This is a genomic window from Pantoea eucalypti (genome assembly GCF_009646115.1).
Taxonomy (GTDB): domain Bacteria; phylum Pseudomonadota; class Gammaproteobacteria; order Enterobacterales; family Enterobacteriaceae; genus Pantoea; species Pantoea eucalypti.
On record NZ_CP045721.1, the window covers coordinates 182,511 to 208,828 of the forward strand.

The following is a 26,318-nucleotide window of genomic DNA, read 5'->3' on the forward strand; positions in this document are numbered from 1 at the left end:
TCACTATTGCGAAGTCGACAAAGGACGTCAACCGCAGCTTCAGATAGTGGCTTCATCAAACCAGTCAGGCACAGGATCGGGCAGATTGATCCACTGCTCAGGGCCCGCAGCCATCTCATAGGGTGTCAGCAGTGCGTGGTCGAGCGCGGAAAGAATGCGCTTTTCATCCATTTCAATGCCGATAAAAACCAGCTCCTGGCGCGCATCGCCAGTCCCTTCCTGCCAGTGTTCAGCGATGAAATTGAGAGTATCCGCATCCTGTGGCCAGTCCATCCGCGGCACACTTACCCACCAGCGCCCGGCATAACCCTGACGAGCCACAGCGCCCGCCTGCGACCACATCGCAGCATAGTCAGGCCGGCTGGCGAGCCAGAAGTAGCCCTTAGAACGGATAACACCGTCAAGCTGGTGATTAACAACTTCCCAGAAACGCAGCGGATGGAACGGACGGCGGGCGCGATAGACAAAACTGCGAATGCCATACTCCTCCGATTCCGGTTGATGCTCACCACGCAGGGTCTGCAACCAGCCTGGTGCCTGTGCTGCACGATCAAAATTAAAGCGACGGGTATTGAGCAGGCAATCGAGCGGAACCTGGCCAAACTCACTGTTCACAATAAGGGCATCTGGATTGAGCGCACGCAGCATGCCCTGCAGTTCATGCAATTGCGTCTGGCTGAGCAGATCCGTTTTGTTCAGTACCAGCAAATCACAGAACTCAATCTGATCTACCAGTAAATCAACCACAGAACGCGTATCCTCCTCGCCCAGTGACTCGCCGCGGGACTGAAGATCATCGACTGAACGATAATCTCGCAGAAAATTGAAGCCATCCACCACGGTAACCATGCTATCCAGACGCGCATAAGCCGACAGACTTTCACCTTCTTCATCTTCAAACGTAAAGGTTTCAGCAACCGGCAGCGGTTCAGAGATCCCGGTAGACTCAATTACCAGATGATCGAAGCGACCGGCCAGCGCCAGACGTTTCACCTCCAGCAGCAGGTCTTCTCGCAGCGTGCAGCAGATGCAGCCGTTACTCATTTCAACCAGCTTTTCATCGGTACGTGACAGCTGTGCGCCGCCGTCGCGCACCAGCGCAGCGTCGATATTAATTTCAGACATATCATTGACGATGACCGCAATCCGCCGTCCTTCGCGGTTATTAAGAATATGGTTGAGCAGGGTGGTTTTACCGGCACCGAGAAAGCCAGAGAGAACGGTAACCGGCAGTCGGGGATCCTCGGATGTCAGGAGGGAGAGTGGCATAGTGTTACCTGTCAGTAGTGATTAATATATATGTTATAACATAACATTAATCAGCCTCTTTTCAATCGCGATTTCTGTTCCCCTGTTTGATAATGAAAATAGTTAAAAAGAAGGAGAAGTGATGCAAACACTCACTCTGGTGCCGCGTCTTGTACCGGACGTCAGAAGCGGCGTGAAAACCTCAACGATACGCTGGCAGGAAGGTGATGTCGTCACCGGTCCACTGAAACTGGTCAATCAGGAGGATGCAACCGACACGGTAATTGTATGGGTGACGAGGATCGAAACGCTGCGCCTGAATCACATCGCCGCACGGCTGGGGAAGGAGGCTGAATGGCCGGATGCGGTGCTGCTGGCGGGGATGCGCGAACACTATCCAGAGATCAGTCTGAGCAGTGAGGTGCAGCTGATCACACACCTCACGCCCGCCGAAACTCAGGTAAAGCTCGCCGAACGCTAATTAACTGTGCTCAATGACCAGCAGTGCCAGCGTATCGGCTTCCAGTGCCCGGAAGATATGAAGCTCATCGCCCGGATAGGTAATGTAATCACCCACATCCAGCTCCACAGCACTCTCTACCGGACCAACCAGCGCACGCCCTTTGGCAATAATAATATGCTCAATGGTATTGGGGATGTGAGGCTGTGAAATGCGTTCGCTCCCCGGCTGGACCTCCAGCAGATAAATATCACGCCGCACGCCGGGTGGGCAGGATGCCAGCAAAACGGCCTGATAATCGGCCAGATCGGCGGTAACCGACAGACCTTCTCCACGTCGTATCACCTGCAGGCGACGTGCATCAGGTTCCAGCAGACGTGAAAAGGGAATATTCAGCGTCACGCACAACGACCACAGCGTCTCAATGCCCGGATTACCATTTCCCGCTTCCAGTTGTGACAGCGTAGATTTGGCGATCCCTGCGCGGCGTGCTACTTCAGCCAGTGACAGACCTGCTCGCTGACGTTCACGCACTAAAGCGTTAGCAATAATGCTGATAGGGGTATTCAAATGCACTCCCGAAACTCAAAGTGTTTTTTATATCGAACATAACGTTCATCTTGTAAATCGCCGTGGCGATGTTCATTATATCGGATTATACGTTCATTATGAGACAGAGTGATGCGTTTTCCGCAAATGCAGTTGCTGGACAAAGGGGTAATTAAAGCGATTTTCCTGGTCTGCCTGGCTGATGGGATCGTCGGTTTATCTTATGGCTCGCTGGCCTCCGCCGACGGATTTCCGCTCTGGGTGCCACTGGCGCTCTCAACGCTGGTGCTGGCGGGGGCGTCAGAGTTTCTGTTTATTGGCATTGTGGCCGGTGGCGGCAGCCCCTTTACCGCCGCCGCTGCGGGCTTGCTGGTGAACGCGCGTCATCTGCCGTTCGGTATTGCGGTAAAAGATCTGGTGGGAACGGGCCCGCGGGGTTGGTTTGGCTGTCACATCATGAACGATGAAAGCGTGGTATTCGGAATCTCTCAGCCTCAACTGGCTCAGCGTCGTAGCGCTTACTGGCTGTGCGGCATCGGCATCGGCTTTATCTGGCCTGTCAGCGTGATGACCGGCGCGGCGATAGGGCAGTTTATTCCTGATGTCTCGGTGATTGGGCTGGATGCGGTATTCCCGGCCATTCTGATTGCCCTCATTTTTCCCGCGCTGCGACAGCGACGAACCCGGATCCCTGCCACTGTCGGGGCGTTACTCTCGCTGCTGGCGACGCCACTGGTTCCGGCGGGCATGCCGGTGTTGTTCTCACTGCTGGGCCTGCTGACATGGAGATCGCGCAAATGACGCATCAGGGAATGATCATTGCCGGCATTGCTATGCTGGCCGCAGGGACGTATCTGATGCGTTTCGCAGGCGTCAGGCTGGGAAACCGTCTGCCTGTCAGCGAGCGCACCCAGCAGATACTCTCTGACGCTGCCACTGTCTTGCTGCTGGCGGTAGCTGCGACCACCACGTTGTTTGAGGGGCACCATTTTGCCGGTGAGGCTCGTGTGGCTGGCGTAGGCTTTGCGCTATTACTGGCGTGGCGTCGGGCTCCGCTGATTGTGATTATTCTGGGGGCGGCGGTGATGACGGCGCTGTTACGTTTCCTTGGCGTATCCTGATGCTGATTTGTCCTGTGGCTGCTTAACTGCGTCCCGTCCAGGATTGCTATCTGCATGGGCATAACGGCATGATGAGGGTTTATCACCTGATCGGAGTTCACCTATGAATCGTCCGTTACAGATTGGCCTTTTACTCTTTCCTGATGTCACACAACTCGATCTAACCGGTCCCTGGGAGGTGTTTGCGCGCACGCCCGACACCAGTTGTCATCTGGTCTGGAAAGATCTACAGCCAGTGCGTTCCGATCGAGGCCTGTCTGTATTGCCCACCATGACGTTTGATACATGCCCGCAACTGGATGTGATCTGTGTGCCCGGCGGACCGGGTCAAATCGCCCTGATGTCAGATGACGTTACGCTGAACTTCCTTCAAAAGCAGGCCGCTCAGGCACAGTGGATTACATCGGTCTGTACCGGATCGCTGGTGCTGGGGGCTGCCGGATTGCTTAAAGGATATCGCGCGACATCGCACTGGAGTTCAATCGATCAGCTGGCCTTGCTGGGTGCGGATCCGGTCAGTCAGCGGGTGGTGCGTGACCGTAATCGCATCAGCGGGGCAGGTGTGACCTCGGGCATCGATTTTGCCCTGACGCTGGTGGCAGAAATCGCAGGTGACGCAGTGGCGAAAGCGGTTCAGCTACAGATGGAATATGATCCACAACCGCCATTCACCAGCGGTTCCCCTAAGACCGCACCGCCACAGGAAGTCGAGCAGGCAAAGGCGAAGATGGCGGCGTTTATTGCTACGCGCCGGGCCGCAACCATGCGTGCCGCACAGCGACTACAGGCTGAACAGCTTCCGGATGCCGGGAATACGCAATAGCAGCAGTAAGAGTGACATCGAAAGGAGCAATGTCAGGGCGATAACCCGTAATTTATCGCCCGGCGTCGGGATGTGGATCGCGGCGGTCTGCAAGTTAATCAGCACTGTCCCATCACCCGGTTTCTTCAGTAAAGATAAGCTGCACCATAAGCGCCTGGAAAACCTGGCATTTCGGTTTTCACTGCGTGGATGATTTACAGGAAGCACTGATTACCGGCAGAGAAGCGATCTATCCCGACTGGTTTTTTAACCGTAAGTCAGCCAATCCACATCGCATCGATGCGGCGGCCCGTCATGAATATCTGCGTGTTTTTCAGCAACCCGGCGCATTGCGGGCTGGGTTGGCTTTTTACCGGGCCTTTGCGCAGTCGGCAGAGCCGAATCGCCAGCGTGCGCGAAAAGGTAAACTGGCTGTGCCACTGCTGGCAATTACCGCCGATCAGGGATCGATTCCTGATATGGCGACACCGTTACGCGCCGTTGCGCACCAGGTTAGCAGTCAAATTATCCTTAACTGTGGTCATTTTATTCCTGACGAACAACCGGTGAAATTAGCGGAAATACTGGCAAACTTTTTTACTCACACCACGAATAAAAGCGAATTAACGCCTCTGTAAATAAGGGAAAGTAATAGTGTGCAGCGGATTATTAATATTCTTGCTGATCCGCTGCTATCTCATACGCCTTTCCAGTAAATATGTCTATCTTATTGATTTTAAATCACTAACTGTGGGTTATTCCGCGTTGCTTTCTGAGTCGTGCTGTGAATAAATAAACCGTCATTATCATCCACCTTCAGGATGAGTTAAATAAAACCGTCGGCAGCAGACTGCCGATAGCATATTGCCGGGGCTGCGATGAATCAGGAAAAGGCACGACTGGCCGGAGAAATTAAAGCCGGAGTTAATGAACTGGAATCGCAATTAGTGGCGATTCGACGTGATATCCATGCGCATCCTGAATTAGGCTTTGATACGCTGCGCACAGCCAGGCTGGTCACCGACTATCTGCAGGCGCTGGGACTTCATCCCCGCACCGGTGTAGGTCGCAGCGGTGTGGTGGTGGATATCGACGGTGCAGAGCCGGGCAAAACATTGCTGTTGCGCGCCGACATGGACGCGCTGCCAATCCAGGAACAGACCGGTTTACCTTTTGCCAGCCGCTATCCTGGTAAAATGCACGCCTGCGGTCACGATATTCACACTGCGACGATGCTGGGTGTGGCAACGTTATTACCACGCTATCGTCAGCAGCTTAAAGGGCGCGTCCGGCTGATTTTCCAGCCTGCAGAAGAAACACCCGAAAGTGGTGCTGAAGCGATGATCGCGGACGGCGTAGCGGAGGGCATCGACTGGGCTGTCACTTTGCATAACAAGCCTGAACTGGCGGCGGGGGAAGTTGCCCTGACACGCGGTGCCAGCACCGCCTCCAGCGACGAATTCGATGTCACGGTACACGGCGTATCCACACACGCGGCACGTCCGCACATGGGCACCGATCCAATACTCGCCACCGTGCATCTTATCAGCCAGTTGCAGACCATCATTTCTCGTGAACGCGATCCTGCACACTCTGCCGTCCTGACTATTGGGCACATTCAGGGTGGGACTACCCACAATATCATTCCTGACAGCTGTCTGTTCCAGGGCACCATCCGCACCAAATCGCCAGAAGTGCGTGCTGCCATGGAAGCCTCATTTAAGCGGATGTGCGAGGGGGTGGCGCTGGCACAGAACGTGCGCGTGGAGGTTAACTTCCAGCGTGGTGTGCCGCCATTAATGAATGACGATCGCCTGATTGATTCACTGGAAGAGATTCTGTCGCATCAGTTTGATAAAGCGATCATCGCGCAGCCCAGCGCCAGCTTTGGCGCCGAAGATTTTTCACTGTTCACCGAACGGGTTCCGGGTTGCCAGATCCATATTGGTTCGGCCACGCCAGGCCGGGACGATCATCTGCATAATTCCGATTATCAGCCTGATGAACGAAGCATTACCGCCGGGACGCAGGCGCTGACCCGCCTTGCAATTGATTTGCTCTCTTAATAATAAATAAATGAGGTTTTTATGATGATGCGCAACCGTCTGTTCACGGCTTCTCTGACCGTGGCACTGCTCGCCACTTCCGCATTCAGCCAGGCGAAAGATTTCGGCACACTGAAGTTTGCTACCGAAGCGGCCTATCCTCCGTTTAACCAGACTACGCCGAGCGGTAAAATCGTGGGCTATGAACCGGATATGGTGGCGGAACTGGCAAAGCGTGCAGGCTTTAAATATGAAATCATCGCGCAGAAATGGTCGGGCATGATTCCTGGCCTGATCGACGGTAAATATGATGCAGTGGTCGACGCCGTGACTGTGACGCCAAAGCGTGCTGAAGCGATCGATTTCACCCATCAGTACACCGTCAGCGTCTCAAGTTTTGTGACCGCCAAAAAAAGCCCACTGGCCACGCTGCCAGGCAGTGGCACGGTTGTGACGGCGGATGATGCCGCTGGCATGAAAAAAGCGATCGACGATCTGAAAACCACCTTTAAAGGAAAAACGATCGCGGTACAGGTTGCCACCATTCAGGCGGACTTCCTGCAAAAATATCTGGGCGATGTCGCCACCATTCGCACGTATCAGGCCGGTCCTGAAACCTTCGCCGACCTGATGAATGGCCGCGTCGATGCCGTCATGGCTTCGCGCACCAACCTTAACGCCTTTGTGAAAAAAAACAGCGATGCGATCAGTAGCAGCGGCTACGGCTTCTCCGGTGGCGTGCTGGGTGCGGGATCGGCCATTGGTCTGCGTAAAGGCAACAGCGAGCTGCAGCAGGTGCTGAATCAGGCGCTGGATTCCATGATCAAAGACGGAACGCTGAGCAAACTGTCGATTAAATGGTTTGGCGAAGATGTCGCGCCAAAAGCGTAACGGCTGATGTTGATGAATATTGACTGGCAGATTCTGGGTTTCGGCGATGAGGGATGGGGTGGTGTGTTGCTTAACGCCGCAGCCGTTACTGTCAGCGTATCACTCTGCGCCTGGTTGCTGGGAGCGATGCTGGGCAGCGTACTTTGCTGGATGCAGATTGCTGGATCGCGCTGGCAGCAGCGGCTTGCGGCAGGCTACATCACGCTGTTTCGCGGCGTGCCGGAACTGCTGGTGATCTATCTGTTCTACTTTGGTGGACGCCAGGTGGTCTCCACCGTGGGCAACGCGCTGGGATTCCAGGGACCGTTCGATGTGAACGGTTTTGTCGCGGGTGCGATCGCCATCGGGCTGATCTCCGGCGCCTATCAAAGTGGTGTGTTTCGCGGCGCGTTCTACGCCATTCCGGGCGGTACGCTGGAAGCCGCGACGGTAACCGGCATGGGGCGGCTGATGATGTTTCGACGCATTATCGTGCCGCAGGCGTTACGCACTGCGCTGCCGGGCATGGGCAACCAGTGGCAATCTGTTATCAAAGAGTCGGCGCTGGTCTCTGTCACCGGACTGGTCGAAACCATGAATCAGGTTTCCACGGCAGCCAACTCCACCCAAATGTCCTTTTTCTTCTACAGCGTGGGTGCGGTGATCTACCTGATTATCACCACCTGTTCCGATATGGTTTTCCGCTACGTGGAAAAGTTTGCGATGCGCGGTCAACAGCGCGTGAAGGGGTAAGGAGTCCACGTGGATATGATGTTTTTACAGCAGACGCTGGTGGCGTTGCTGAAAGGATTACCGCTGACTATCAACCTGGCGCTGCTCTCGCTACTGGGCGGGGGCGTGCTGGCGCTGCTGCTTAATCTGCTGCGCATGACGCGCGTCGGCAGTTTTTTCTGTCGTTTCTACGTCTGGCTATTTCGCGGTACGCCGCTGCTGATCCAGATTTTTATGGTCTATTACGGCCTCGGCAGTTTACCGGCGGTGCGTGAAAGCCTGTTCTGGCCGCTGCTGCGCGATCCTTACTGGTGTGGTTTGCTGGCGCTGATCCTCAACGATGCGGCGTACACCTCGGAGATCCTGCGTGGCGGGCTGCGCGCGGTCAGTCAGCAATCCCTAGAGGCTGCCAAAGTCTCGGGCATGTCGTCCTATAAGATCTTTACCCGCATCACCTTACCGATTGCGATTCGACAGGCGCTACCGGCTTACAGCAATGAAATCATCTCGATGATTAAAGCGACGTCGCTGGTCAGCACCATCAGCCTGATGGAGATGACCGGTATTGCTGACTCAATAGTCTCTTCCACTTTCCGCGCGCTTGAAGTGTTCCTGAGCGCGGCGGTGATCTACCTGATACTCACCATGCTGGTCAGCAAAGGGGTATCGATGCTGGAACGACGCTTATCACCTTACTATTTTGGAGCACGCTCATGACCGCACCAACCATCATGCTGAGTCATCTCAGAAAGAGTTATGCGGGACATGAAGTGCTGCACGACATCAGCCTGACCGCGCAGGATGGCGATGTGATTTCGCTGATTGGTGCGAGTGGGTCGGGTAAAAGTACGTTATTACGCTGCATTCCCTTTCTGGAAGTGCCGCAGGCGGGCGAAATCGCGGTCGGGGAGGTAAACGTTACGCTGGATAACGCCGATGAAAAACTAAGTCGCGAGCAGCGCCGCCGTATCAAGCTGATGCGGATGCAGCTCGGCTTTGTGTTTCAGAGCTTCAACCTGTGGCCGCATAAAACCGTGATGCAAAATATCATCGAAGCGCCGGTTCATGTGCAGAAGCGCAGTCATAAAGAGGCAGTTGAAGAAGCCGAAGCGCTGCTGCATAAAGTGGGACTCTATGCAAAACGCGACGCCTGGCCGTCGCAACTCTCTGGCGGACAGCAGCAGCGCGTGGCAATTGCCCGGGCGCTGGCGCAGCAGCCGAAAGCGATCCTGTTTGATGAGCCGACCTCTGCGCTGGATCCGGAGCTGGTGGGGGAAGTATTACGAGTGATACGCAGCCTGGCAGAAGAGGGACGCACCATGATTATCGTGACGCACGAAATGGGCTTTGCGCGTGACGTGTCGAACAAAGCGGTGTTTCTGCATCAGGGCATGATTGAGGAGTCCGGTTCGCCGGAGCAGGTGTTCCTTGACCCCATCTCGCCACGCTGCCGAACCTTCGTGAACAGCCACTTTGAGCGTAATGCAGGCTAGAGCAGCAGGGGAACGTATTACCGCTAAGCCGCGTGTCTTAAAATCAGAAAACCCCGGAAGCATTTCCGGGGTTTTTTTCAGCCAGGCTGGGTGATTCAGATGAGCCTGTAAACGCAATATCCTGAAATTAAGGATTGAAAACAGGGCGGCCCGCTTCAACCAGTGCCTGCCACTGCTGATAGCTGGGACGGCGCTGGATGTTTGAATACCACGCTTTCAGAGCAGTACATTCGTCTGGCACAGCAAGGTTCACCAGAGCCGCGAAGATCATGCCGCCGGTTACAGCGATGTCGGCCATCGTAAACGTATTGCCCGCGACATAAGGCTGTGAGCGTAAAACGGCATCGAAATAGTGCATGCCACGGATGGCCTTTTCACGCATCTTCTCACCCCATTCCACATTCTGATAGAGCTCAACCTCTGGCCCTAATCCTGCGGTGGCATGGTGGAAATAGACGCTGACCGCATCAAGAAATTCGATTTCAGCCCGTTTGGTCATCATATGGATAACGCCTTTTTCTACCGGCGTGACGCCCGTCAGAACAGGGTTTTCATCCAGCACGTCCAGATATTGCGTAATCGCGGTGCACTCTGCGATCAGCGTTCCATCTTTCAGCGCTAATACTGGCAGGGTTCCTGAGTAATTGATCGCTAAAAATTCAGGCTTTTTGTGCTCGCCTTTCCACAGATTGATCGGAATAAATTTCACCTGAGAAAGTAATCCTTTTTCCGCCAGGGCAATTCTTACCCGAGCAGGATAAGGGCCATCATACCAGTCATAGATTTTCATCGAGGGGAGTGAAGAAGCTGCAGATGCATTGTTGATATCAGTCATGATTAAAATACCTACCTGTCAATTGGTAGGTAGATAGTGGCGCCAGATTTTTATCCTGTCAAGACCTATCTACCAGTTGGCAGGTAAAATTTTTTCTTTATAATGGGTTTAAACTTCAATAAGGAAAACCGACTGATGAGCCTGAACGCACGTGAAGCTATCCTGGCAGCAGCAAAGAGTGCTGCTCAGAATCATGGCTATAACGGGATTAACTTTCGCAGCATCGCTGATGAGGTGGGGATTAAGAATGCCAGTATCTATTATCATTTCGCCAGCAAAGCCAACCTGGGGGCCGCCGTCGCTAACCGATACTGTCAGGACACGGCGCAGAATTTAAAAACCATTCGCGAACAAAGTGCGTCACCGGATGAGGCGCTGCAGCGTTATCCGCAGATTTTCCGTATGTCGCTGGAAGATGCCAACCGGCTCTGTCTCTCCAGCTTTATGGCAGCGGAATATGACGATCTGCCGGAGGAAGTGAAGCGCGAGGTGCAGTGTTTCGTTGAGGCGAACGTTGAGTGGCTGACGCAGGTCCTTAATGAAAAGGAACCTGATAATACCGGGAAAAATGCTCAGCGCGGACTGGCGATCTACACCGCAGTGGCCGGTGCGCAATTAATTGCCCGCACGCGTCAGGATATTAACCTTTTCGATAGCCTGATTATGACCTATCAGGAGACCGGCCTGATTCCGCTGTCGCGATGAACATTATCCTTCAGGCACATAAATCGACATCTTCAGCGAGGGCGCATCATTCGACATGAAGCTGGAATAACTGAAATTTCGCTTCACGCCATCCTTGCCTGTCAGGCATTTTGTCCCGGAGACGGGAGCAGCTATCACATGCTCGTTCCACCATTCGCTGAATTCCTGACACTCGCGCTCAAGCCGGCTAATGAGTGATGGAAATGCGGGGTTATGCGCATTTCGATCGTAGTCAGCATGAAACAGGCCCAGCATTCTTTGGGCTTCTTTATGCCAGGTGTCTCCGAACAGGGCACGGGCCTCAGCTGTGGTCAGCATGAAAATCAGGATGTTCCTGTCTTTGACCGATAACTGGCCGAAGTCGGTGATCAGCTCTGCAGCAGCGCTGTTCCATATCAGCACATCCCAGTGTGCGTTAGTGACGTAGGCGGGCTCGGCTAAGCTCCGAATCAGTTTGATTACGCCCTCCGGAATAACGCCGTCGTTCTCAGTCTCTGTTTTCCGGCGAGTAAGCGACTGCAGATGCAGCACCTCGACCTTATCAAGCTCCAGCGCCCGGCCCAGCGCGCTGACGATCCGGTCTGAGAGCGTGTCTACCCGGCCCTGTTCGATTTTTGTATACCATTCTGTACTGATGCCAATTCTTGCTGCGACCTCTTCACGCCGTAATCCCGGCGTGCGACGCCTTTCACGGGTTCTTAAATCCCTGCTGTCAGGCTTGGTCCTGGCGCGGCGCGAACGCAGGAAATGACTTAATTCACTTTTTGGCTGCATGAGTTAACCTGGTCGTGATTTATACCCCTATAAAACTAGTCTATTTTCGCCACCGTTAAGCCCTTTTATAGTCGTGTTCTCTACAGCAGATGAGAGGTAACACTATGAAAGCAGCTGTACTCGAATCATTCGGTAATCCACTCAGCATTCAGGATGTCCCGCCGCCGATCCTCGGAACAGGGGAGGTGATCGTGGATGTTGTAGCCGCTCCCGTTCTTTCCTACGCCAGCGAAGTATTCAGTGGCGCCAGAAGATATCTTTTACCTCCACCGGTTATTCCTGGGTGTGGGGCCATTGGCCGGGTGCGCGAAACAGGGCCCGATGCTGCATGGCTTAAACCGGGTGACTGGGTTTTTTGCGATCCCACCGTCCGATCAAGAGATAACGCGCAGTCGCCTGAAATCGTGTTACAGGGCTGGAGTGCACGGGGGGAAGGCGGACAAAAAATCCAGCAATACCATCTGAATGGCAGCTTCGCCGAACAGATTCGTGTGCCCACTGAAAATGCTGTGGCAATGGGTGATATCGATCCTGCTGAAGCCGCTGCATGGTGCGCCATCAATACGTTACTGGTGGCCTATGGTGGTTTGCTGGCGATGGAACTTAAAGCCGGTGAGAACTTACTGGTTAGTGGGGCCACCGGTAATTTTGGCAGTTCAGCCGTACTGGCTGCCCTCGCCATGGGAGTCAGTAAAGTCATCGCGCCCGGACGCAACCCGCGGGTTTTGCAGGAGCTCAGGAAACGGTTTGGCTCGCGGATTGAAACCGTCACGCTCAGCGGTGTCGCTGATGAAGATATTTCTGCAATGAAAAGTGCTGCGGAGGGTCCCATTGATGCGGTGCTGGACTTGCTCCCGCCTTCAGCTCCGGCATCCGCGGCGCGCAATGCCATTATGTCGGTGAGGCCCTATGGTCGTGCGGTGCTGATGGGGGGCGTCGGCATGCTGGGTGGGGATGATCTGGCGCTGCCTTATCCGTGGATCATGCGCAATCTCATCACCATTAAAGGACAGTGGATGTATGAACCTCAGGCTGTGTACACGCTCGTGGGGCTGATCCGGGCAGGATTACTGGATCTCAGCCATTACGCGGTAACGGAATTTGCACTGAGTGATATTAATCGCGCCATCACGCATGCCGCTGAAAATAGCGGTCCCTTTAAGCTGACGGTGATCCGCCCGTAACGGTTTCAGAGAAAGCCTGTTGCTTACTTTTAGATGCGCTATTCATTTACGCTCAATAACGACGCCTCATGGACTAACCCATTAAATGTCGAGTGATTTATAATTTCTGCGCAACTGAATGCGCCAGGGAATCCCGGTAAATAACAGAGTCGTAGTCGTGACTACCCATGGCAGCTAAATAACAGTAACAGGACATTCAGTCAGGTTCAGGCTTAATTAAACTGAATCACTAAAATGTGGTTAGTCGAAGACACCATTGATGACGGCGGTTACGATAGCGGTGCTTAGAGCAATAAGCACCAGGTCATCTCCTACGGCTCTCCACTCGTAGCCAGGATAATAGGGCAGTTCATTTATCATTGATAGAGGCAACGTTTTTTTGGCGATACCCGGCGGCAAAGGTTTACCACGAGCAACTTTTTTTGCTATTCCTGGCGGGAGGGACTGATAATCGACCAGTCCATGATTGACGGCAAGATTACGCGCAAGAGAGAAGTTGATATCTGACTCAACGTGATTGGGTTGCCTATCGTGCTTACGATTTCCGTGTTTGTCTTTTGCGCCCGCATTACCATGCCCCTTGTTTCCGTGCTCTCCGCTTTTGCCGTTATTACCCTGGGTTCCGCTATTACCATTACCCTGACCGCCACCACCGTTGCCGTTGCCCGGATTTGCAGAAACTGGTGCAGCAAGCACGGTACAGGATATAACCACCGCAAATGCGGCTTTTAAAGAGCGAGATTTGATCATGTTATCTTTCCTTAATATTATTCAATATTCTGAACCAGGACATTAAAAAGCGATGTAAGGAGGTGACATGAGTTCAACCTCATCACATTATTATTCCACCTGTTCATTATTACCCAGCATTAAACGGTCGACAAGCGCATAGCAATCTTAAGAATTATCTCAAAAAAAAATCCTAAAAAGCTGTACCGTGTTTTGATATTTTGTATGAATTTCATGCTGAAGCCTTTGCTTGTAATAGATAAAAATCCGGCTTTAAGCGAGGCGGAATGCCTTTTCATTATTTTTATAATGCTGCAATTCATTGTATATATTTGCGATTACCTGAAATTACTACGACGCTTAATAACTCTGCAATATATGGCACCTTAAGCGAGGTAGAAAAGATGACGATTCATCGAGGCGGATCAGGTAATTTCCTGGAAAACCCGCAGCGGACTGAAGAAGCGGAAAGCAAAGGCGGCTCTGGCCGACACTTCGCACCTGCAAGTTTCATCTCTTTCTACCGTGATTGCCAGCTACCATTTCCTGTATTAAAAATCTGAACGGCTTTAGCAATACGCGAGTTCACGCGCGAACTGATACCTGGACTTATTTCACTATCAGGCTGAGCTGAGTTTTCTGATACCGGTCTCCCCATAATATTCAGGAGTTCAAAATGAAAATTAATAAAAGCTATAAAGGATGGCTGGCTGTATCAGCCGTTGTCGCTCTCTTCAGCACTGCCAGCGTGCAGGCTGAGACGCAGACAAGCGCCCCGCAGGGTGGGAATACACCGCAGACCATTAAGAATGACAAGCTCAGTCCTGGTGACGAAAAAGCACTGAAGGATATGGCTCAGGCCAATATCAATGAAATTGCCGCCGCCAAAATTGCGCTGAACACGACACAAAGCGCAGAAGTTAAAACCTTTGCGCAGAAGATGGTTGAAGATCATGGCAGTGCCTTGAAAAAAGTTCAGGCGGTTGCTAAGCAAAAAGAGGTGGCATTACCGACTGCACCAGATGCTAAACATAAGGCCATGGCCGACAAACTGGAAAAGCAGAGCGGTGGTAATTTTGACAAAATGTATATGGAAAATGCCGGTGTAATGGACCATAAGAAGGTGCTGGCGACGTTGAAAAGTGACGCGACGAAGATAAAGGATCCCGATGTGAAGGCGCTGGCCGATGCACACACCCCTGTTGTAGAACAGCATCTGACGTCCGCCCAGCACATGTCGATGTAACGGGGCTGCCCGGTTTCCGAATTATCCGCCAGCGCTGTTACGGGATCAATTAAGCGGATTCACATCTACGTGGATCCCGATTTCGACAGCACGCATGAAGAGCGATTTTTTGTGGCGTGCAGTGGATATGACTCGTTCAGGTGACCTCTGGATGATGAAGTGGCATGCGCTCAGACACTGACGTGGAAGCCGTCATTCACGCCATTCCGCTGCCAGCACTCAGTAGCCGGAGATCATTATGACGCGGTGCAAACTGCTATGTCTCCGGTCAACGATACCGGCTTTGAACCCGTGTACTCAGTGCCGATCGCGGAATCATGGCGTCAGCAGCCTTGTTACTGCTGTGACCGGGAAAGCATCCGTTATGCTGCGTGCTCAGGTGGTAACCAACGAGGGAGAAGGTCAGGCCCGGTTGCCACTGCTTTACGCCAGCTTCGCAAAGCTGGGTAGTGCACCTTCTCCTCAGGATATTATCGAAAACAACCGCGCCATAAACTGGCCGGTTAGCCCGGTTCCGCTGCTAACATCCAGCCTGAATAAAGCCCCGAAACGAGGCTTAATGATTTTTATTTTCCACCAGGCTTATTCCTGCATGTCGCCAGTATATCGTCCGTCGCAACATATTCCCGAGTCTGAACGCCGGTAATACCCAGCATGGTAGAAAACAGATTGTCCTGAGAGTATTTTTGCGTCGAACCCTGATGGCTCAAACATGTGTAGTCCACGGCATAACGCTGCTGGTAATCGGGCGACAGCCAGATAAGCAGCGGCACGCGGGTCTGGACTTCAGGCGCGATAGCATAGGGCAGGCCATGCAGATAAACACCTTTTTCACCCAGTGACTCACCGTGATCAGACAGATAAACCAGACTGGTCGTAAACTTCTCCTGATGGGCTTTCAGTAATTCAATCGCTTTATCGACGATATAGTCCGCATACAGGATGGTGTTGTCATAGGTATTAACCAACTGTTCCTGCGAACACTCCTGAATCTGATTAGTTTCACAGGTGGGTTTAAATTTGCCGAATTCCGGAGGATAACGGTGATTGTAGGTCGGGCCATGACTGCCGATAGTGTGCAGCACGATCACGCCACTGCCCTGAAGCTGGTTGATATACTCCTCCAGGCCATGGAAAAGAATCTCATCATAGCACTCGCCTTTGATGCACATTCCCGGAAGATTCAGCGCGGTCATATCCTGATTAGGCACGCGATCGCACGCCCCTTTGCATCCCGCATCGTTCTCATGCCATAGAACACTCAGACCTGCACGCTGAATCACATCCAGCAATCCTTCCTGATGACTGGCCAGGGCGTCATCGTAATGCCTGCGTGGCATGTTCGAGAACATGCAGGGAACAGAGACAGCCGTGGAGGTGCCACAGGAGGAGAAGTCATGAAAATAGACAACGTCCTCTTTCGCCAGTAAGGGGTTGGTCGGTCGTTGATAACCGCCCAGAGAAAAATTGGCGGCACGAGACGTTTCACCCACCACCAGAATCGTCAGGTTCTTTTTAGGGCCATCCAGCATGACCGGAAGTTGATGGGCATCTTCACCTATTTTCACCAGCGGAAGATTGGCCCGCTCGCGGTGATTATAGTAGGAGAGCGAGGCAGCAATGAAATTAGACGGACTCAGGGATTTCACCAGCTCATGATTGTTACGAAACAGTGAGGCGTAATGCTTATAAAACAACATGGCTATGATGGCTATCAGTGCAACAGAAATCACCAGACTCACCGCGCGCTGAATCACGCCTTTCCATACCGGAGCCGACTTTTTAAACGCAGGCCAGAAGGCCAGAGCAGCCATAAAAATACCGGTAAAAAATATCACCGCAATCATCTTTGGTGTCAGGAGCGCCATACTTTCTGCTGGCGTGGTATCCACCATATTGGTGATCATCGAGCGATCAAGGACGATGCCATAGTGCTGAATAAAGTACTGAGCCGCAGCGGAGACAATGACAAACAGTGCAATGGTTATCCTGTCCAGCCACAAAAATGAGGCAAGCGTCAGCACAATATTAATGACGCAGAAAGCGACGATTGGCATGGAGAGGAAAAAAAGATATTTGCTAAGCCCGTTCATCTCTATAAGCGAGTAAGCCTGGCGGTAAAAGGCGAAATTGAGAAAAACAGAAATATAGAGTGAGAATAACAGGATGAATGTAATGCGGGGCAATACAGGCTGACTCATTCTGAAGCGTGCCATAAAGGTATTCCGTAACCTTGAATAAGTGGATCCAAAAAGATTGTTTTTAAAATTGATTAGTAAAAATTAATAAAAACTATGTGCCATATACCACAGATAGATGAAGCTCAGCACAGTAAATACTGAAATAGCCAAAGAAAAACATTCGCTTAATGAAAATTTGAGCATGGCGGGTGCCTGAAAGTTTGCGTATTCACATTAGCTAATGTGAAGCTAAAATGAACTTATTGCTACAGTTTGTGCGGTATATCTTGGGTTTTTGTGATCTGTATCTCATTAATTAAACTGAGGCCCTGAAATTGATTAGTGTGGCTGGGGGATTACATAACAATTTGAGAGACGCTGAACGTCTGGTATCTGACAGGAATCTATAAAATAAAAAGAGTCAGCGCCCGTTCAGTCTATCCTCTGTAATATTAGCCCTGCGTCTCATACGCAATCGGCTTCATCAGAAAAGGCTCAATCCGGATAGAAAGCGAACGGGTTTCCCCGTCCGTTTTTACCAGGAACAGTTACACCTCTTTTCGTCCAGAAAAACGCTCTTTCATCAGAGAAAACGCAATGCCGATATCCAGCTCCGGTGAGGGTGGCATAAAACTGGCTTTTCCCAGCGACAGCATATCCGCAATATGCGGGTTATCCTGCTTCATAATGAAATCTGCCAGCAGACTGCCCGCTACGGTCTGTTTAGAAACGCCAGCACCGTTACAGCCACCCGCTGTGCAAACAAATTTGTTCAGCATGCCCCATTCAGGCGCCCCGTTCCGCGTAACGCTGATGGTACCGGACCACGTGTGAGATAACTTGACACTGCTCAGGGTCGGATAGACTTTATTAAATAAACGCTGATGCAGTTGAGTTGCCAGGTAAGTCCTGGCGGTACTCACCTGACCTTTAAGCGCGGGTATTACATGCTGGCGAATCAGGAAGCGGCGATCTGTTGTGAAACGGAAGGTTGCTCCGGCAATGGCATTGACGGGCGTCAGCCCCCAACTCTGCATAGGAGGAAGGGTCGCGAGTTGTTCATCTGTCAGTGGATCGGTAATGCTGGCAAACGTGGCCATAGCGGCCTGACGCGAGAGTCCCGGACGCAGCTCTGGCGAGAGTGCATTGGTAGCCAGCATCACTTTTGGTGTTTTGATCACGCCAAATGGCGTCAGCACTTCAGCCACGCTGCCATAACGAATATCCAGTACTGGTGTATTATCGTAACGTTGAACATTTTCAGGTAAATAATGGTTCAGGCCAGCAATCAGCTGCGCCGGATTAACCAACACGCAAACTGGCGTGAATATTCCTTTGCTGTAAAAGCGCGTGCCGAGTTTAGGGTACAGTTCTTCGCTGCTTAACATCTGCCACGACTCATTCATTAAATCGAGATGGCTGGCGTACTCTTTCAAAACACGATCGTTGCTATTCGCGGCCTGACAGTGATATTTACCGACCTGTTCCCAGTCGCACTGAAGATCATGCTCTGAAATAATCTGCTCCAGCTGACGAATGCCTTCCTGTAGCAGGTTACGGTAAGCGTTGGCCTTTTTTAATTCGGCCGTTGAGCTGCCAATATTATGAGGCAGCCCGATAACAAACCCGGAGTTGCGTGCGGATGCGCTTTCCCTTGTGGTGTACGCGTCGACGATGATGATTTTCAGGGTGGGATTAATTTCAGCCAGGCGGCGCGCAAAGGCGACACCGGCAAATCCCGCGCCGACAATGACCCAGTCGGCAGTGATATCCCCCCGCAACATAGGTTGCGAGGGGAAACATGACTCACCCGCAGGTCAGCCTGAATGATTATGATTGAACGGTATTGATGAATAGCGCAATTCCCTGTGCCTTATTTGAAAAATAAAGCAATTTTTATAAGGGAAAGTGGGATAACTGTGCCAGCGGTAATCTGACTATTGTTGATTTCAGACAAGTAAAATTCCGGTGGATGATTATTACTCAACAGGTAAAGAGGGGGAGAGCATCGCAAAGATGCCTGTAGGGCGTCAAAGCACTCTGTTAATTTCAGCGACTACCTGCATTGTGGCCTCTTCAATGCTTCCTTCATTGCGGCATAAAAACCAGCCGTGCCTGGCAACCTCAAGCTCAAAAGCACGGGTACAGGCGATATGTTCTTCCAGGCGGTGAATCACCGTACTTCCCAGACCCCGCGAACGCGCTGCGGCTCTTTCCCATGATACCTCTGGTGCCGTGACCACCCCGACATGCAGGTCTGGTGCTCGCACGTTGTGCTCTATATTTAGCTGCACTATCTCCGCGAAAGGCACCATTCGTCGAAATGCGGCATCCGACGGATACCAGCGATCCATCAGAATAATGCAGTTCTCAGGCTGCTTAGTGAGTACGTTCTGTGAAATCCAGGCACGGCTTAAAGCAAAGCGTTCACAAATCTCCCGTTCCAGATCGACGGAGGGATCTCTGGCAAGTCGGTTGACCAGCGCCATGGATTCCGCCCTGAAGGGATCGCTTTTTTGCTCGCTAAGTCGGATCACCTTGCTGTTATCTGCTCTTAGCACTTGCGTAATGGACTCCAGCAGGGTGGTTTTACCGGTTCCCTTGGGCCCATCCAGAGTCACAAAAAGCTGACGACTCATGATCCCGATGACACGGGAGTCGGGGAGTTTATATAGCGGGTACTTGCCAAAAGCATGTTTTTTACCTGATAAAGCTGAGCTTACGTCGTTCGCTGAGGCCGTATAAGCGCATGGATTGAGATCAGTACGGTGTAGTTTAAGGGAAGCGTCAATAAAACGGAAAAAATCCCGCGAGTGTCTGTCTCTGGTTTATCTATTCAAATCCACGCCTTCATTGGAAATAACAAGGTGTTAAAGGAAACCTCCAGCACAGGCTGGAGTCTGGTGAGCAATACACGTCTCGATTATGCTCATAGCGCCTCGTTAAATTGCTTCTATTCTAATCCTGCGAAAGGTGGCTTTGATGTCTTATGAAGAGGAAACCAAACTGGAGACCGCTTTAAAACTGGCGGCCGATCATCAAGCAGAACGACCTGAATTTTAACGGGTACTTTTGGCGTCATCGCTTTACCTCCCTTGTACTTCCGGACGGAAAATGGGTGAGGGTAAGGTCGAACTGAAGGCGGGTGAGAATATATCAATTCAGCTTTGGGAAAAACCGGATGGCACGCCAGTCATTCCGGTATTCAGTTCGCAGCGAAGAGAGCCGGGGGTCTGGACTTCTGGTTAATGAATTGCCAGCGACGTACAGGATTTTAAATACCGCGCGCGGAACAGAGCTAAAATTCAGTCAGACCCGCAAGCATCCCTTACCCTTAAGGCTGAATCACCTTACCCTGCTCATCAAGCAGATCCGTCAGGAGTGCCGTGCCATCGCTCCCCACCCGGAAGGCTCCGAAACGAGCTTGCGCAAAACGCTCGCCATGGCCTTCCTGAAAGAAATAAGCGTTAGTGCCGACGGTCAGCGAACCATAATGTTGATGGTATTTCACCCGCAGCTGATTGGGTTGCAGAGATTCACCCTGATCAAACCGGGCCTGAGTCGCATGACGCTGCGCATCGAGATCAACAATCAGGGTTCCGCTGGTGGGCAGACATGGCGCTGACAGTGTCGCACCGCAGGCCTCAGCCTGTTGATACAACGTCAACTCCAGAGGGCGGGTAAGGGCATAATTCAGTGCCATGTAGTCGCCCTGCATCAGGGATCGTGGGTCAACCGGGGCAAGAGGTAAAATCATGACCGCGCCTTGCTTCAGCAGCTGCTCTTTTTGCCAGATGCTGACATTGACGGCTATCAGCGCCAGCACTATTACCGCGGCTGCCAGCCATCGGCTCTGTTTACGCATTCTCACGGGCACCTCCAATCTGTGCAGGTAATACTTTTTTGACTCCCCATGCCAGGCCCAGTAAAACCAGACCGCCCGCCAGCAGCAGCAGGGATTTCTGCAACAGCGTCACTTCCATGAAGTAATACCAGCCAATGACGTACAGAACTAAGAAACCGCTACTGACCACCAGCAATCCCGGACTTCCCTGATAACGCGCCATCAGAATCAGCCACAAGCCCAGCCCGATACCCGGTGCGAAAAGAGCGGCAGCACCGCAGATCAGGGCCGCGGGCAGTGTGATTATCGAAAACAGCGGCTGGCCGTTCTTTCTTTGACTGAGCACACTTAGCATTAAACCTGCCGCGATCCCTGTGCCCATAGCAGACTGAAGCGTAGCAAACTGCGCAGCGGACCAGAACAAATCCGTGATAAACGCCGCGTTTATTCCCAGGAAACTCAGCATCATCAGACCAGCCGGTATGCCATACAGCAGGGGATGTAGCGCGTCAGCATATGGCCCAGCCTGTAACCTCAGTTGATGGCTGACAATCCCTAGCCACAAAAATATGACCGCCGCCACCAGTATGGAAACAGCAAAGTGACCCGCCGTCGGCGACAGGGTCAGCCGGGCCAGTGAATAGCCCGCCAGCACCAGAAAAAAGGTCATGGCCGTGATGGCCATAAAACGGTAGGTGCGGTCAGGCATCGACACGGCCATCACGGCAAGAATCGGCAAGGCACACAATGAACCAGACATCATAAAGCTGAAGTCACTGCTCTGGATTTGCAGCAGAACGCCGAAGATCAGCCCGCACGTTGCCGCAATAGCCCACGCCAGCCCGAGGTGATGTTTATCATCACGCTCATTGCGTAACAGGCCTCGCGCAATGACGGCGAGCAGCAGTGAAGGAAGAATAAGGGTGGCAGAATTCGGATCGTCGAGTAAGTCAGCGGTATAGAGCACCAGCGCCATCAGTAACAGAATGATGATGGCTGCGATCCAGCCTCCGACACTCAGCGCGAGCCTCAGATACCAGGGCAGATCCGATGCGTGACCGCGTTGATTAATTTCCTCAATCTGCGAGGCGCTCAGCAAACCCTGCTGACGCAAGGTGCTTGTCAGTAAGGTCAGCCTGGCAGGAACCAGATCGATTGGCCCCTTTTCAGCCAGTTTGCGTTGCCAGTTCAGCAGGATAGAACCATTGACCAATACCCAGCAAATCATTAGTGCACCGGTCAGAAACAGGTCACCCGTATCATAGGCCAGCAGGAATAGCTGCATGATCAGCGCGCAGCCCACAACGGTCAGACTGGCAACACCCAGCGTCAGCATGCAAAGGTCCACGTAGCGATAACGGTACAGGTAATAACCGGCCAGCAGGGTGATCATCCAGCCTATCGTGACAGATGTAACGTGGTTAGACCCTTGCCAGTCAGAGAGATTTCCGGTCACGATGGTGGTCAGCAGCAACAGTAAAAATCCTGCCATGACGCGTGAGAACCAGCGGCTTGCCAGCCAGCTTTTAGGGCGATGGGTAATCGCCCGCCAGGCCAGCGCTTCCCGGACAACCAGGCAGGCTGCCAGCAGCGCCAGATAGCTATAAAGCACAGCTGTCGGGAGCCGGGTAACGTTGTCAAAGACAGCGAGATCCAGCAGTGACGTGGGTAACGTGGTGTAATAGAGCTGAAACCCCAGGTTAGCGACCAGCCAGCTGCAAAACCACAGGCTGTTTTGCCGGGCTATCAGCGCCAGCGGCAAAAGAACGCATAACCAGGCCCTGAAGAGCTCCCAGCTGTCAGCTCCGGTCTGGTAAATCTGCCCGTAGAGTGCAAACAGGGCGCCGAACCCTAAACCTGCCGCCAGCAATGCGCTGCGAGCCAGCGTGCTATACCATCGCCACCAGACCAATACCGAGAGCGCGACGATCAGCAGTTCAGCCAGGGCAAATTTCGCCATCTTCGGCAGCCAGACCCAGTTCCAGGCAACAAAGAAAACCGCGCCAGCAACCAGTGACAGCAATCCCAGACAGCAAAGTACCGGGATAAGAAACTGTCGCCACTGAGCATCTGACGGTCTGATACCACAGAAAGTATAGATACGCTGGCAGGTCTCCGGCGTAAGGCTTCCGGCTTTCACCAGGTCAGCGATCTGACGACAAAGATACGCTGCCGTCCGTGACGGCATTCCGGTTATGCCATCGGGTGCAATCTCCCTCATACTTTCCCTGCCTCTGTTTGCGGTGTGACTTTGATGATGACGTTAACCACTGCTTTTCCCTGTGATCAATCCATGAGTTGCTCTGCTGAGCAGCAGATAAGTTTGCTGCACAAATGTAAACATCTTTTCCGGGATATAACAGCGTAAATCAAAGGAGAGGAGGGAGCTCTGCGCGATCCGCCGCATGCTTATGCTCATGAGTATCGCTGACCAGAAACATCTACATTTACTGATGTAAAAATTCGGACCATTGTGTCTGAACAGACAGATTCATCCTGCTTTCTCATCGGGGTATCTATATCGGCATAGACTTCACCGGCGTTGGGCTGGGTGTATATGAGAACGTCAAAGCATTTTTCCCGCAGGTGAAGGAGTTTGTCTATAACCCAAATGTTAAGAACACCCTGGTGCTGAAGGGTTACGACACCATCGCCAGCGGGCGGCTGGAGTTTGACGCCAGCCGCAGCGAAGGAGTCAGCCACGGCGATTTAGCCTGGGCGACCATGCACGCGCTGGCAAACGAGCCGCTGCAGGGACAGGCGGCACACACGCAGAATGCAGAACATTGTGGAAATTTACTGATGAGCAAACGCAGTAACCGCATCCGCTCGTAGCCCATGCCGCGGCCGGATAACATGACCAGCGGGGCAGCGTCGGAGGCTTTTACCTTTGGCGACCCGAACCCGGTACTGGACCGCCGCGAACTGCTGGACTACCTGGAGTGTGTTATCAATGATCGCTGGTATGAACTGCCTGTCAGCGTTGACGGGCTGGCGCGCGCGTTCCGCGCCGCCGTGCTTCACAGCTCACCCATCAGCGTAAAGTGCAATATTCTGGCGAGTACCTTTATCCCACATCGGCTGCTGAGTCAGCAGGCGTTTAGCCACTTTGCGCTGGATTATTTGATTTTCGGTAATGCCTACCTGGAGAAGCGGACCAGCCGCCTAGGCAGCGTGCTGAAGCTGGAACCGTCGCTGGCGAAGTTCACCCGGCGCGGACTCGACCTGGACACGTACTGGTATGCGCACTATTGCATTGATACGGAGACGTATGAATTTGAGAAGGGCAGCGTGTTTCACCTGATGGAGCCGGACATTAATCAGGAGATTTACGGTCTACCGGGCTACCTGTCGGCTATACCGTCGGCGCTGCTGAATGAGTCGGCTACACTGTTCCGCCGCAAGTATTACCTTAACGGCAGCCATGCGGGGTTCATCATGTACATGACTGACCCGGCGCAGAGCCAGCAGGACGTGGACAATATCCGAGGTGCTATGAAAAGCGCGAAGGGCCCTGGCAACTTCCGCAACCTGTTTATGTACAGCCCGAACGGGAAAAAAACGGCATCCAGATCATCCCGCTGTCTGAGGTGGCGGCGAAGGATGAATTTCTGAACATCAAAAACGTGAGCCGTGACGACATGCTGGCCGTGCATCGGGTTCCACCTCAGCTGATGGGGATTATCCCCAGCAACACGGGCGGGTTCGGTGACGTGGAAAAGGCAAGCAAAGTGTTTGTGCGTAATGAACTCATGCCGCTGCAAAGGCTTTTCAAAGAGTTAAACAGCTGGCTGGGTGAAGATGTCATCAATTTTGAAGAATATATTCTAAATTAAGCATGACGGGGGACTAAACCCCCGTCATAAAAACATGAATTATGAACGCAGGTAGTTTAGCATTTTCATATATTCCTCTACCTTTCCCTGCCATATTTTACTCCCATCGCCTATCACATCAGTAATGTTGCGAAACAACAAATCACCAGCATCTTTTATTTTTTTTATATCTTGTACGCCTTCTGGTAAGAAATCGGTCATATGCATGTCAATGCTGGCTTTTTTTGTCTTAAAAGAAGAGTCGCATTCAGAGCAATAATCTATAAATTGGTTAATAGAAACATTCTTTTCTCTGCACATTCCTAATAAGTGCTCTAAACCATCGATAGTAATATAATAAACGCGACTTAGAGGAATGGGTATAACCCCATACTCCTGAATGAGTTCCTCGCTCAATGATTGATAAATTAATGACTCAACATCGGTACCAGTTGAAAGATAGTGGTCTCTATGTACAACTATAATGATGGATTTTTTCTTGCAAGAATCAATCAACCCTGAACTCAAAAGATTAAAAGCAGTGTGCTGACCCTGAAAGATACCTTTAATAAAGCTGGATTTTAGCCTTTGCCTTAATCGCTCCGGGTCACTAGTGGTTTTAATGTACGGAGCAGGCTCAATAGCCTTACAATCTATTAGAGTAAAACCTTCATCCTCATGAATCAGAAAATCAACAGATTTACCATCTAACCCGTGAGTTTTATACAATTTTTTTATGTCATTTTCCCTAATAAAACCATAACCGTAGTGACTAAAGACATCAGCAGTATATGCTTCAAGGGCTGTTCCGAAAGCAACCTTATAATCTTCTTTGAAATGGCTCTTAAGTATTTCCGGCACTAAGTTTACTAAGCCTGCTTTCAAGATTTTTTTTGAAAGTACAACCAATCCATCTTCTGCAAGAAATGCAGGTTTTCTTAACATAGGGGTATCTTCATAATATTCAATGGTGAGGTTTTTATTTAATTTAAAATCTGCCATGAAATTTCTAAGACCCTCAGGCATGACAGTAATTAGATCGAAAAACCTTTTAACCTGCTCAATGCCAATCAATGGAGCCCAATGAAGAATGAAAAGCTTATGAGGGAAAATCTCAGAGTCATTTCTTTTATTTATTGAGGATAGAATAACGAAGTAGCTCGCCATTCGGTAGTAATTACTAAGGCTGAGTCCTGTAATTTCAAAAAATCTATCATTAAAATATAAGTCATCACCATACCAAATATACTGCCTAATTAGAGATGCATAATTAAACTTGTCTGTGTGCTGATAAAGAAACTGATTTATCATCAGCCTTCTAATACCTAAAACCAAATTACTTTCCGAGTTAAGATTAGATGCTTCCGATTGAAGATCGTAGATTCTATTCACTATTGAAATGAAATCTGAATAAGACATGCTTTTTGCATCTCTATTTTCTATATTTGAAAACTTCCACTTCAATGCAAGAAAACAACACCATGGGAAATTGGCAGCTATTCCAGAATGTTCATCACGAAAAGAATGGAAGTGCCTGTAAAAGTTTGTGATAAAGTCGCAATCATTAAATCTAGCCAGTTTTTTCTTTATGGCATCAACTTTCAGAGAGTATGAAATAGGAGTTAAAGTTTTTACTCTGATTGACATTTTCCACCTAACTAGTGCTGTAAGTGCCTGAGATTTTAT

Annotated in this window: 24 protein-coding genes and 3 pseudogenes; 16 read left to right on the plus strand and 11 right to left on the minus strand. The window is 51.5% G+C overall.

All coding sequences use genetic code 11. From position 1 onward, the window contains the following. Positions 1-39 precede the first annotated feature (39 nt). Positions 40-1,269: a zinc metallochaperone GTPase ZigA gene (gene zigA / locus EE896_RS19685; protein ID WP_140915532.1), complete on the minus strand. Its 1,230-nt coding sequence runs from the start codon at positions 1,267-1,269 to the stop codon at positions 40-42. 121 nt (positions 1,270-1,390) lie between these two features. Between zigA and EE896_RS19690 the strand changes: the two genes are divergently transcribed. Next, positions 1,391-1,729, plus strand: a complete 339-nt coding sequence (locus EE896_RS19690; protein ID WP_003855849.1) for an ASCH domain-containing protein — start codon at positions 1,391-1,393, stop codon at positions 1,727-1,729. Here the strand turns inward: EE896_RS19690 and EE896_RS19695 are convergent, their stop codons facing one another. Beyond that, complete coding sequence (locus EE896_RS19695) at positions 1,730-2,278, minus strand: helix-turn-helix domain-containing protein (RefSeq protein WP_003855850.1); 549 nt, start codon at positions 2,276-2,278, stop codon at positions 1,730-1,732. A gap of 111 nt (positions 2,279-2,389) precedes the next feature. On the opposite strand from EE896_RS19695, the gene EE896_RS19700 reads away from it, so the two are divergent. From EE896_RS19700 to EE896_RS19740, 9 genes are all read left to right on the plus strand, one after another. After that, positions 2,390-3,058, plus strand: coding sequence for an AzlC family ABC transporter permease (locus tag EE896_RS19700; RefSeq protein ID WP_003855851.1), 669 nt, complete (start codon positions 2,390-2,392; stop codon positions 3,056-3,058). Continuing rightward, a complete protein-coding gene (locus tag EE896_RS19705; RefSeq protein WP_140915543.1) occupies positions 3,055-3,378 on the plus strand; it encodes an AzlD domain-containing protein in 324 nt (107 codons plus the stop codon). Before EE896_RS19700 ends, EE896_RS19705 begins: the two co-directional genes overlap by 4 nt. Before the next feature lie 103 nt (positions 3,379-3,481). Further along, on the plus strand, positions 3,482-4,201 hold the full coding sequence (locus EE896_RS19710) for a DJ-1/PfpI family protein (RefSeq protein ID WP_105099618.1): 720 nt from the start codon (positions 3,482-3,484) through the stop codon (positions 4,199-4,201). Positions 4,202-4,386: 185 nt separating this feature from the next. Then, positions 4,387-4,818: an alpha/beta fold hydrolase gene (locus EE896_RS19715; RefSeq protein WP_238343248.1), complete on the plus strand. Its 432-nt coding sequence runs from the start codon at positions 4,387-4,389 to the stop codon at positions 4,816-4,818. A gap of 240 nt (positions 4,819-5,058) precedes the next feature. Next, positions 5,059-6,246 carry a M20 metallopeptidase family protein gene (locus EE896_RS19720; protein ID WP_140915531.1) on the plus strand — a complete coding sequence of 396 codons (1,188 nt, stop codon included), beginning with the start codon at positions 5,059-5,061 and terminating at the stop codon, positions 6,244-6,246. A 21-nt stretch (positions 6,247-6,267) separates the two neighbouring features. Continuing rightward, the gene (locus tag EE896_RS19725; RefSeq protein ID WP_181405295.1) at positions 6,268-7,116 is read left to right on the plus strand and encodes an ABC transporter substrate-binding protein; all 849 of its coding nucleotides are present in this window, start codon (positions 6,268-6,270) and stop codon (positions 7,114-7,116) included. Positions 7,117-7,122: 6 nt separating this feature from the next. Beyond that, positions 7,123-7,848, plus strand: coding sequence for an ABC transporter permease (locus tag EE896_RS19730; RefSeq protein ID WP_181405294.1), 726 nt, complete (start codon positions 7,123-7,125; stop codon positions 7,846-7,848). A gap of 9 nt (positions 7,849-7,857) precedes the next feature. Then, positions 7,858-8,544 (plus strand): ABC transporter permease, encoded by a 687-nt coding sequence (locus tag EE896_RS19735; RefSeq protein WP_039661765.1) that lies wholly within the window; start codon positions 7,858-7,860, stop codon positions 8,542-8,544. After that, complete coding sequence (locus tag EE896_RS19740) at positions 8,541-9,320, plus strand: ABC transporter ATP-binding protein (protein WP_140915529.1); 780 nt, start codon at positions 8,541-8,543, stop codon at positions 9,318-9,320. The genes EE896_RS19735 and EE896_RS19740 overlap by 4 nt, the downstream gene beginning before the upstream one ends. A gap of 127 nt (positions 9,321-9,447) precedes the next feature. Here the strand turns inward: EE896_RS19740 and EE896_RS19745 are convergent, their stop codons facing one another. Continuing rightward, entirely contained in the window at positions 9,448-10,110 is a 663-nt protein-coding gene (locus tag EE896_RS19745; protein ID WP_181405296.1) for a glutathione S-transferase, read from the minus strand. A 180-nt stretch (positions 10,111-10,290) separates the two neighbouring features. Here EE896_RS19745 and EE896_RS19750 point away from each other — a divergent pair, with 180 nt between their 5' ends. After that, a complete protein-coding gene (locus EE896_RS19750) occupies positions 10,291-10,860 on the plus strand; it encodes a TetR/AcrR family transcriptional regulator (protein WP_003855868.1) in 570 nt (189 codons plus the stop codon). A gap of 3 nt (positions 10,861-10,863) precedes the next feature. On the opposite strand, the gene EE896_RS19755 is transcribed toward EE896_RS19750, so the two are convergent. After that, the gene (locus EE896_RS19755) at positions 10,864-11,634 is read right to left on the minus strand and encodes a helix-turn-helix transcriptional regulator (RefSeq protein ID WP_003855869.1); all 771 of its coding nucleotides are present in this window, start codon (positions 11,632-11,634) and stop codon (positions 10,864-10,866) included. 104 nt (positions 11,635-11,738) lie between these two features. Between EE896_RS19755 and EE896_RS19760 the strand changes: the two genes are divergently transcribed. After that, on the plus strand, positions 11,739-12,818 hold the full coding sequence (locus EE896_RS19760; protein ID WP_039661773.1) for an alcohol dehydrogenase catalytic domain-containing protein: 1,080 nt from the start codon (positions 11,739-11,741) through the stop codon (positions 12,816-12,818). 240 nt (positions 12,819-13,058) lie between these two features. On the opposite strand, the gene EE896_RS19765 is transcribed toward EE896_RS19760, so the two are convergent. Continuing rightward, positions 13,059-13,568 (minus strand): anti-virulence regulator CigR family protein, encoded by a 510-nt coding sequence (locus EE896_RS19765; protein ID WP_140915413.1) that lies wholly within the window; start codon positions 13,566-13,568, stop codon positions 13,059-13,061. Positions 13,569-14,223: 655 nt separating this feature from the next. Here EE896_RS19765 and EE896_RS19770 point away from each other — a divergent pair. After that, complete coding sequence (locus EE896_RS19770; RefSeq protein ID WP_008924444.1) at positions 14,224-14,793, plus strand: DUF4142 domain-containing protein; 570 nt, start codon at positions 14,224-14,226, stop codon at positions 14,791-14,793. Between the two features lie 566 nt (positions 14,794-15,359). Here EE896_RS19770 and eptA read toward each other — a convergent pair. The 3 genes and pseudogenes from eptA to EE896_RS19785 form a co-directional block, all read right to left on the minus strand. Beyond that, the gene (gene eptA / locus EE896_RS19775; protein ID WP_140915414.1) at positions 15,360-17,009 is read right to left on the minus strand and encodes a phosphoethanolamine transferase EptA; all 1,650 of its coding nucleotides are present in this window, start codon (positions 17,007-17,009) and stop codon (positions 15,360-15,362) included. Between the two features lie 512 nt (positions 17,010-17,521). Beyond that, positions 17,522-18,835: pseudogene (locus tag EE896_RS19780) on the minus strand (NAD(P)/FAD-dependent oxidoreductase). A 168-nt stretch (positions 18,836-19,003) separates the two neighbouring features. Further along, positions 19,004-19,612, minus strand: a complete 609-nt coding sequence (locus tag EE896_RS19785) for a dTMP kinase (RefSeq protein ID WP_140915416.1) — start codon at positions 19,610-19,612, stop codon at positions 19,004-19,006. A 433-nt stretch (positions 19,613-20,045) separates the two neighbouring features. Between EE896_RS19785 and EE896_RS22705 the strand changes: the two genes are divergently transcribed. Then, complete coding sequence (locus EE896_RS22705; RefSeq protein ID WP_255694377.1) at positions 20,046-20,222, plus strand: SseB family protein; 177 nt, start codon at positions 20,046-20,048, stop codon at positions 20,220-20,222. A gap of 85 nt (positions 20,223-20,307) precedes the next feature. Here EE896_RS22705 and EE896_RS19795 read toward each other — a convergent pair whose 3' ends face one another. Both EE896_RS19795 and EE896_RS19800 read right to left on the minus strand, forming a co-directional pair. After that, on the minus strand, positions 20,308-20,838 hold the full coding sequence (locus EE896_RS19795) for a GDYXXLXY domain-containing protein (RefSeq protein WP_140915417.1): 531 nt from the start codon (positions 20,836-20,838) through the stop codon (positions 20,308-20,310). Then, on the minus strand, positions 20,831-23,038 hold the full coding sequence (locus EE896_RS19800; RefSeq protein WP_140915418.1) for a DUF4401 domain-containing protein: 2,208 nt from the start codon (positions 23,036-23,038) through the stop codon (positions 20,831-20,833). Before EE896_RS19800 ends, EE896_RS19795 begins: the two co-directional genes overlap by 8 nt. A gap of 296 nt (positions 23,039-23,334) precedes the next feature. Here EE896_RS19800 and EE896_RS19805 point away from each other — a divergent pair. Continuing rightward, a pseudogene (locus tag EE896_RS19805) lies at positions 23,335-23,652 on the plus strand (phage terminase large subunit family protein); the annotation flags it as partial. Positions 23,653-23,655: 3 nt separating this feature from the next. Next, positions 23,656-24,653 (plus strand): annotated as a pseudogene (locus EE896_RS19810) (phage portal protein). Positions 24,654-24,692: 39 nt separating this feature from the next. Here EE896_RS19810 and gapS1 read toward each other — a convergent pair. Further along, the gene (gene gapS1, locus EE896_RS19815) at positions 24,693-26,279 is read right to left on the minus strand and encodes a GapS1 family protein (protein ID WP_153574585.1); all 1,587 of its coding nucleotides are present in this window, start codon (positions 26,277-26,279) and stop codon (positions 24,693-24,695) included. Between the last annotated feature and the right edge of the window lie 39 nt (positions 26,280-26,318).

Bases quoted from the DNA above. Each gene is read 5' to 3' on its own strand.
- zigA (WP_140915532.1), bottom strand. From the start codon at position 1,269: ATGCCACTCTCCCTCCTGACATCCGAGGATCCCCGACTGCCGGTTACC.
- eptA (WP_140915414.1), bottom strand. From the start codon at position 17,009: ATGGCACGCTTCAGAATGAGTCAGCCTGTATTGCCCCGCATTACATTC.
- EE896_RS19700 (WP_003855851.1), top strand. From the start codon at position 2,390: ATGCGTTTTCCGCAAATGCAGTTGCTGGACAAAGGGGTAATTAAAGCG.
- EE896_RS19800 (WP_140915418.1), bottom strand. From the start codon at position 23,038: ATGAGGGAGATTGCACCCGATGGCATAACCGGAATGCCGTCACGGACG.
- EE896_RS19720 (WP_140915531.1), top strand. From the start codon at position 5,059: ATGAATCAGGAAAAGGCACGACTGGCCGGAGAAATTAAAGCCGGAGTT.
- EE896_RS19740 (WP_140915529.1), top strand. From the start codon at position 8,541: ATGACCGCACCAACCATCATGCTGAGTCATCTCAGAAAGAGTTATGCG.
- EE896_RS19725 (WP_181405295.1), top strand. From the start codon at position 6,268: ATGATGATGCGCAACCGTCTGTTCACGGCTTCTCTGACCGTGGCACTG.
- EE896_RS19690 (WP_003855849.1), top strand. From the start codon at position 1,391: ATGCAAACACTCACTCTGGTGCCGCGTCTTGTACCGGACGTCAGAAGC.
- EE896_RS19745 (WP_181405296.1), bottom strand. From the start codon at position 10,110: ATGAAAATCTATGACTGGTATGATGGCCCTTATCCTGCTCGGGTAAGA.
- EE896_RS19730 (WP_181405294.1), top strand. From the start codon at position 7,123: ATGTTGATGAATATTGACTGGCAGATTCTGGGTTTCGGCGATGAGGGA.
- gapS1 (WP_153574585.1), bottom strand. From the start codon at position 26,279: ATGTCAATCAGAGTAAAAACTTTAACTCCTATTTCATACTCTCTGAAA.
- EE896_RS19770 (WP_008924444.1), top strand. From the start codon at position 14,224: ATGAAAATTAATAAAAGCTATAAAGGATGGCTGGCTGTATCAGCCGTT.
- EE896_RS19750 (WP_003855868.1), top strand. From the start codon at position 10,291: ATGAGCCTGAACGCACGTGAAGCTATCCTGGCAGCAGCAAAGAGTGCT.
- EE896_RS19795 (WP_140915417.1), bottom strand. From the start codon at position 20,838: ATGCGTAAACAGAGCCGATGGCTGGCAGCCGCGGTAATAGTGCTGGCG.
- EE896_RS19755 (WP_003855869.1), bottom strand. From the start codon at position 11,634: ATGCAGCCAAAAAGTGAATTAAGTCATTTCCTGCGTTCGCGCCGCGCC.
- EE896_RS19710 (WP_105099618.1), top strand. From the start codon at position 3,482: ATGAATCGTCCGTTACAGATTGGCCTTTTACTCTTTCCTGATGTCACA.
- EE896_RS19705 (WP_140915543.1), top strand. From the start codon at position 3,055: ATGACGCATCAGGGAATGATCATTGCCGGCATTGCTATGCTGGCCGCA.
- EE896_RS19785 (WP_140915416.1), bottom strand. From the start codon at position 19,612: ATGAGTCGTCAGCTTTTTGTGACTCTGGATGGGCCCAAGGGAACCGGT.
- EE896_RS19765 (WP_140915413.1), bottom strand. From the start codon at position 13,568: ATGATCAAATCTCGCTCTTTAAAAGCCGCATTTGCGGTGGTTATATCC.
- EE896_RS19760 (WP_039661773.1), top strand. From the start codon at position 11,739: ATGAAAGCAGCTGTACTCGAATCATTCGGTAATCCACTCAGCATTCAG.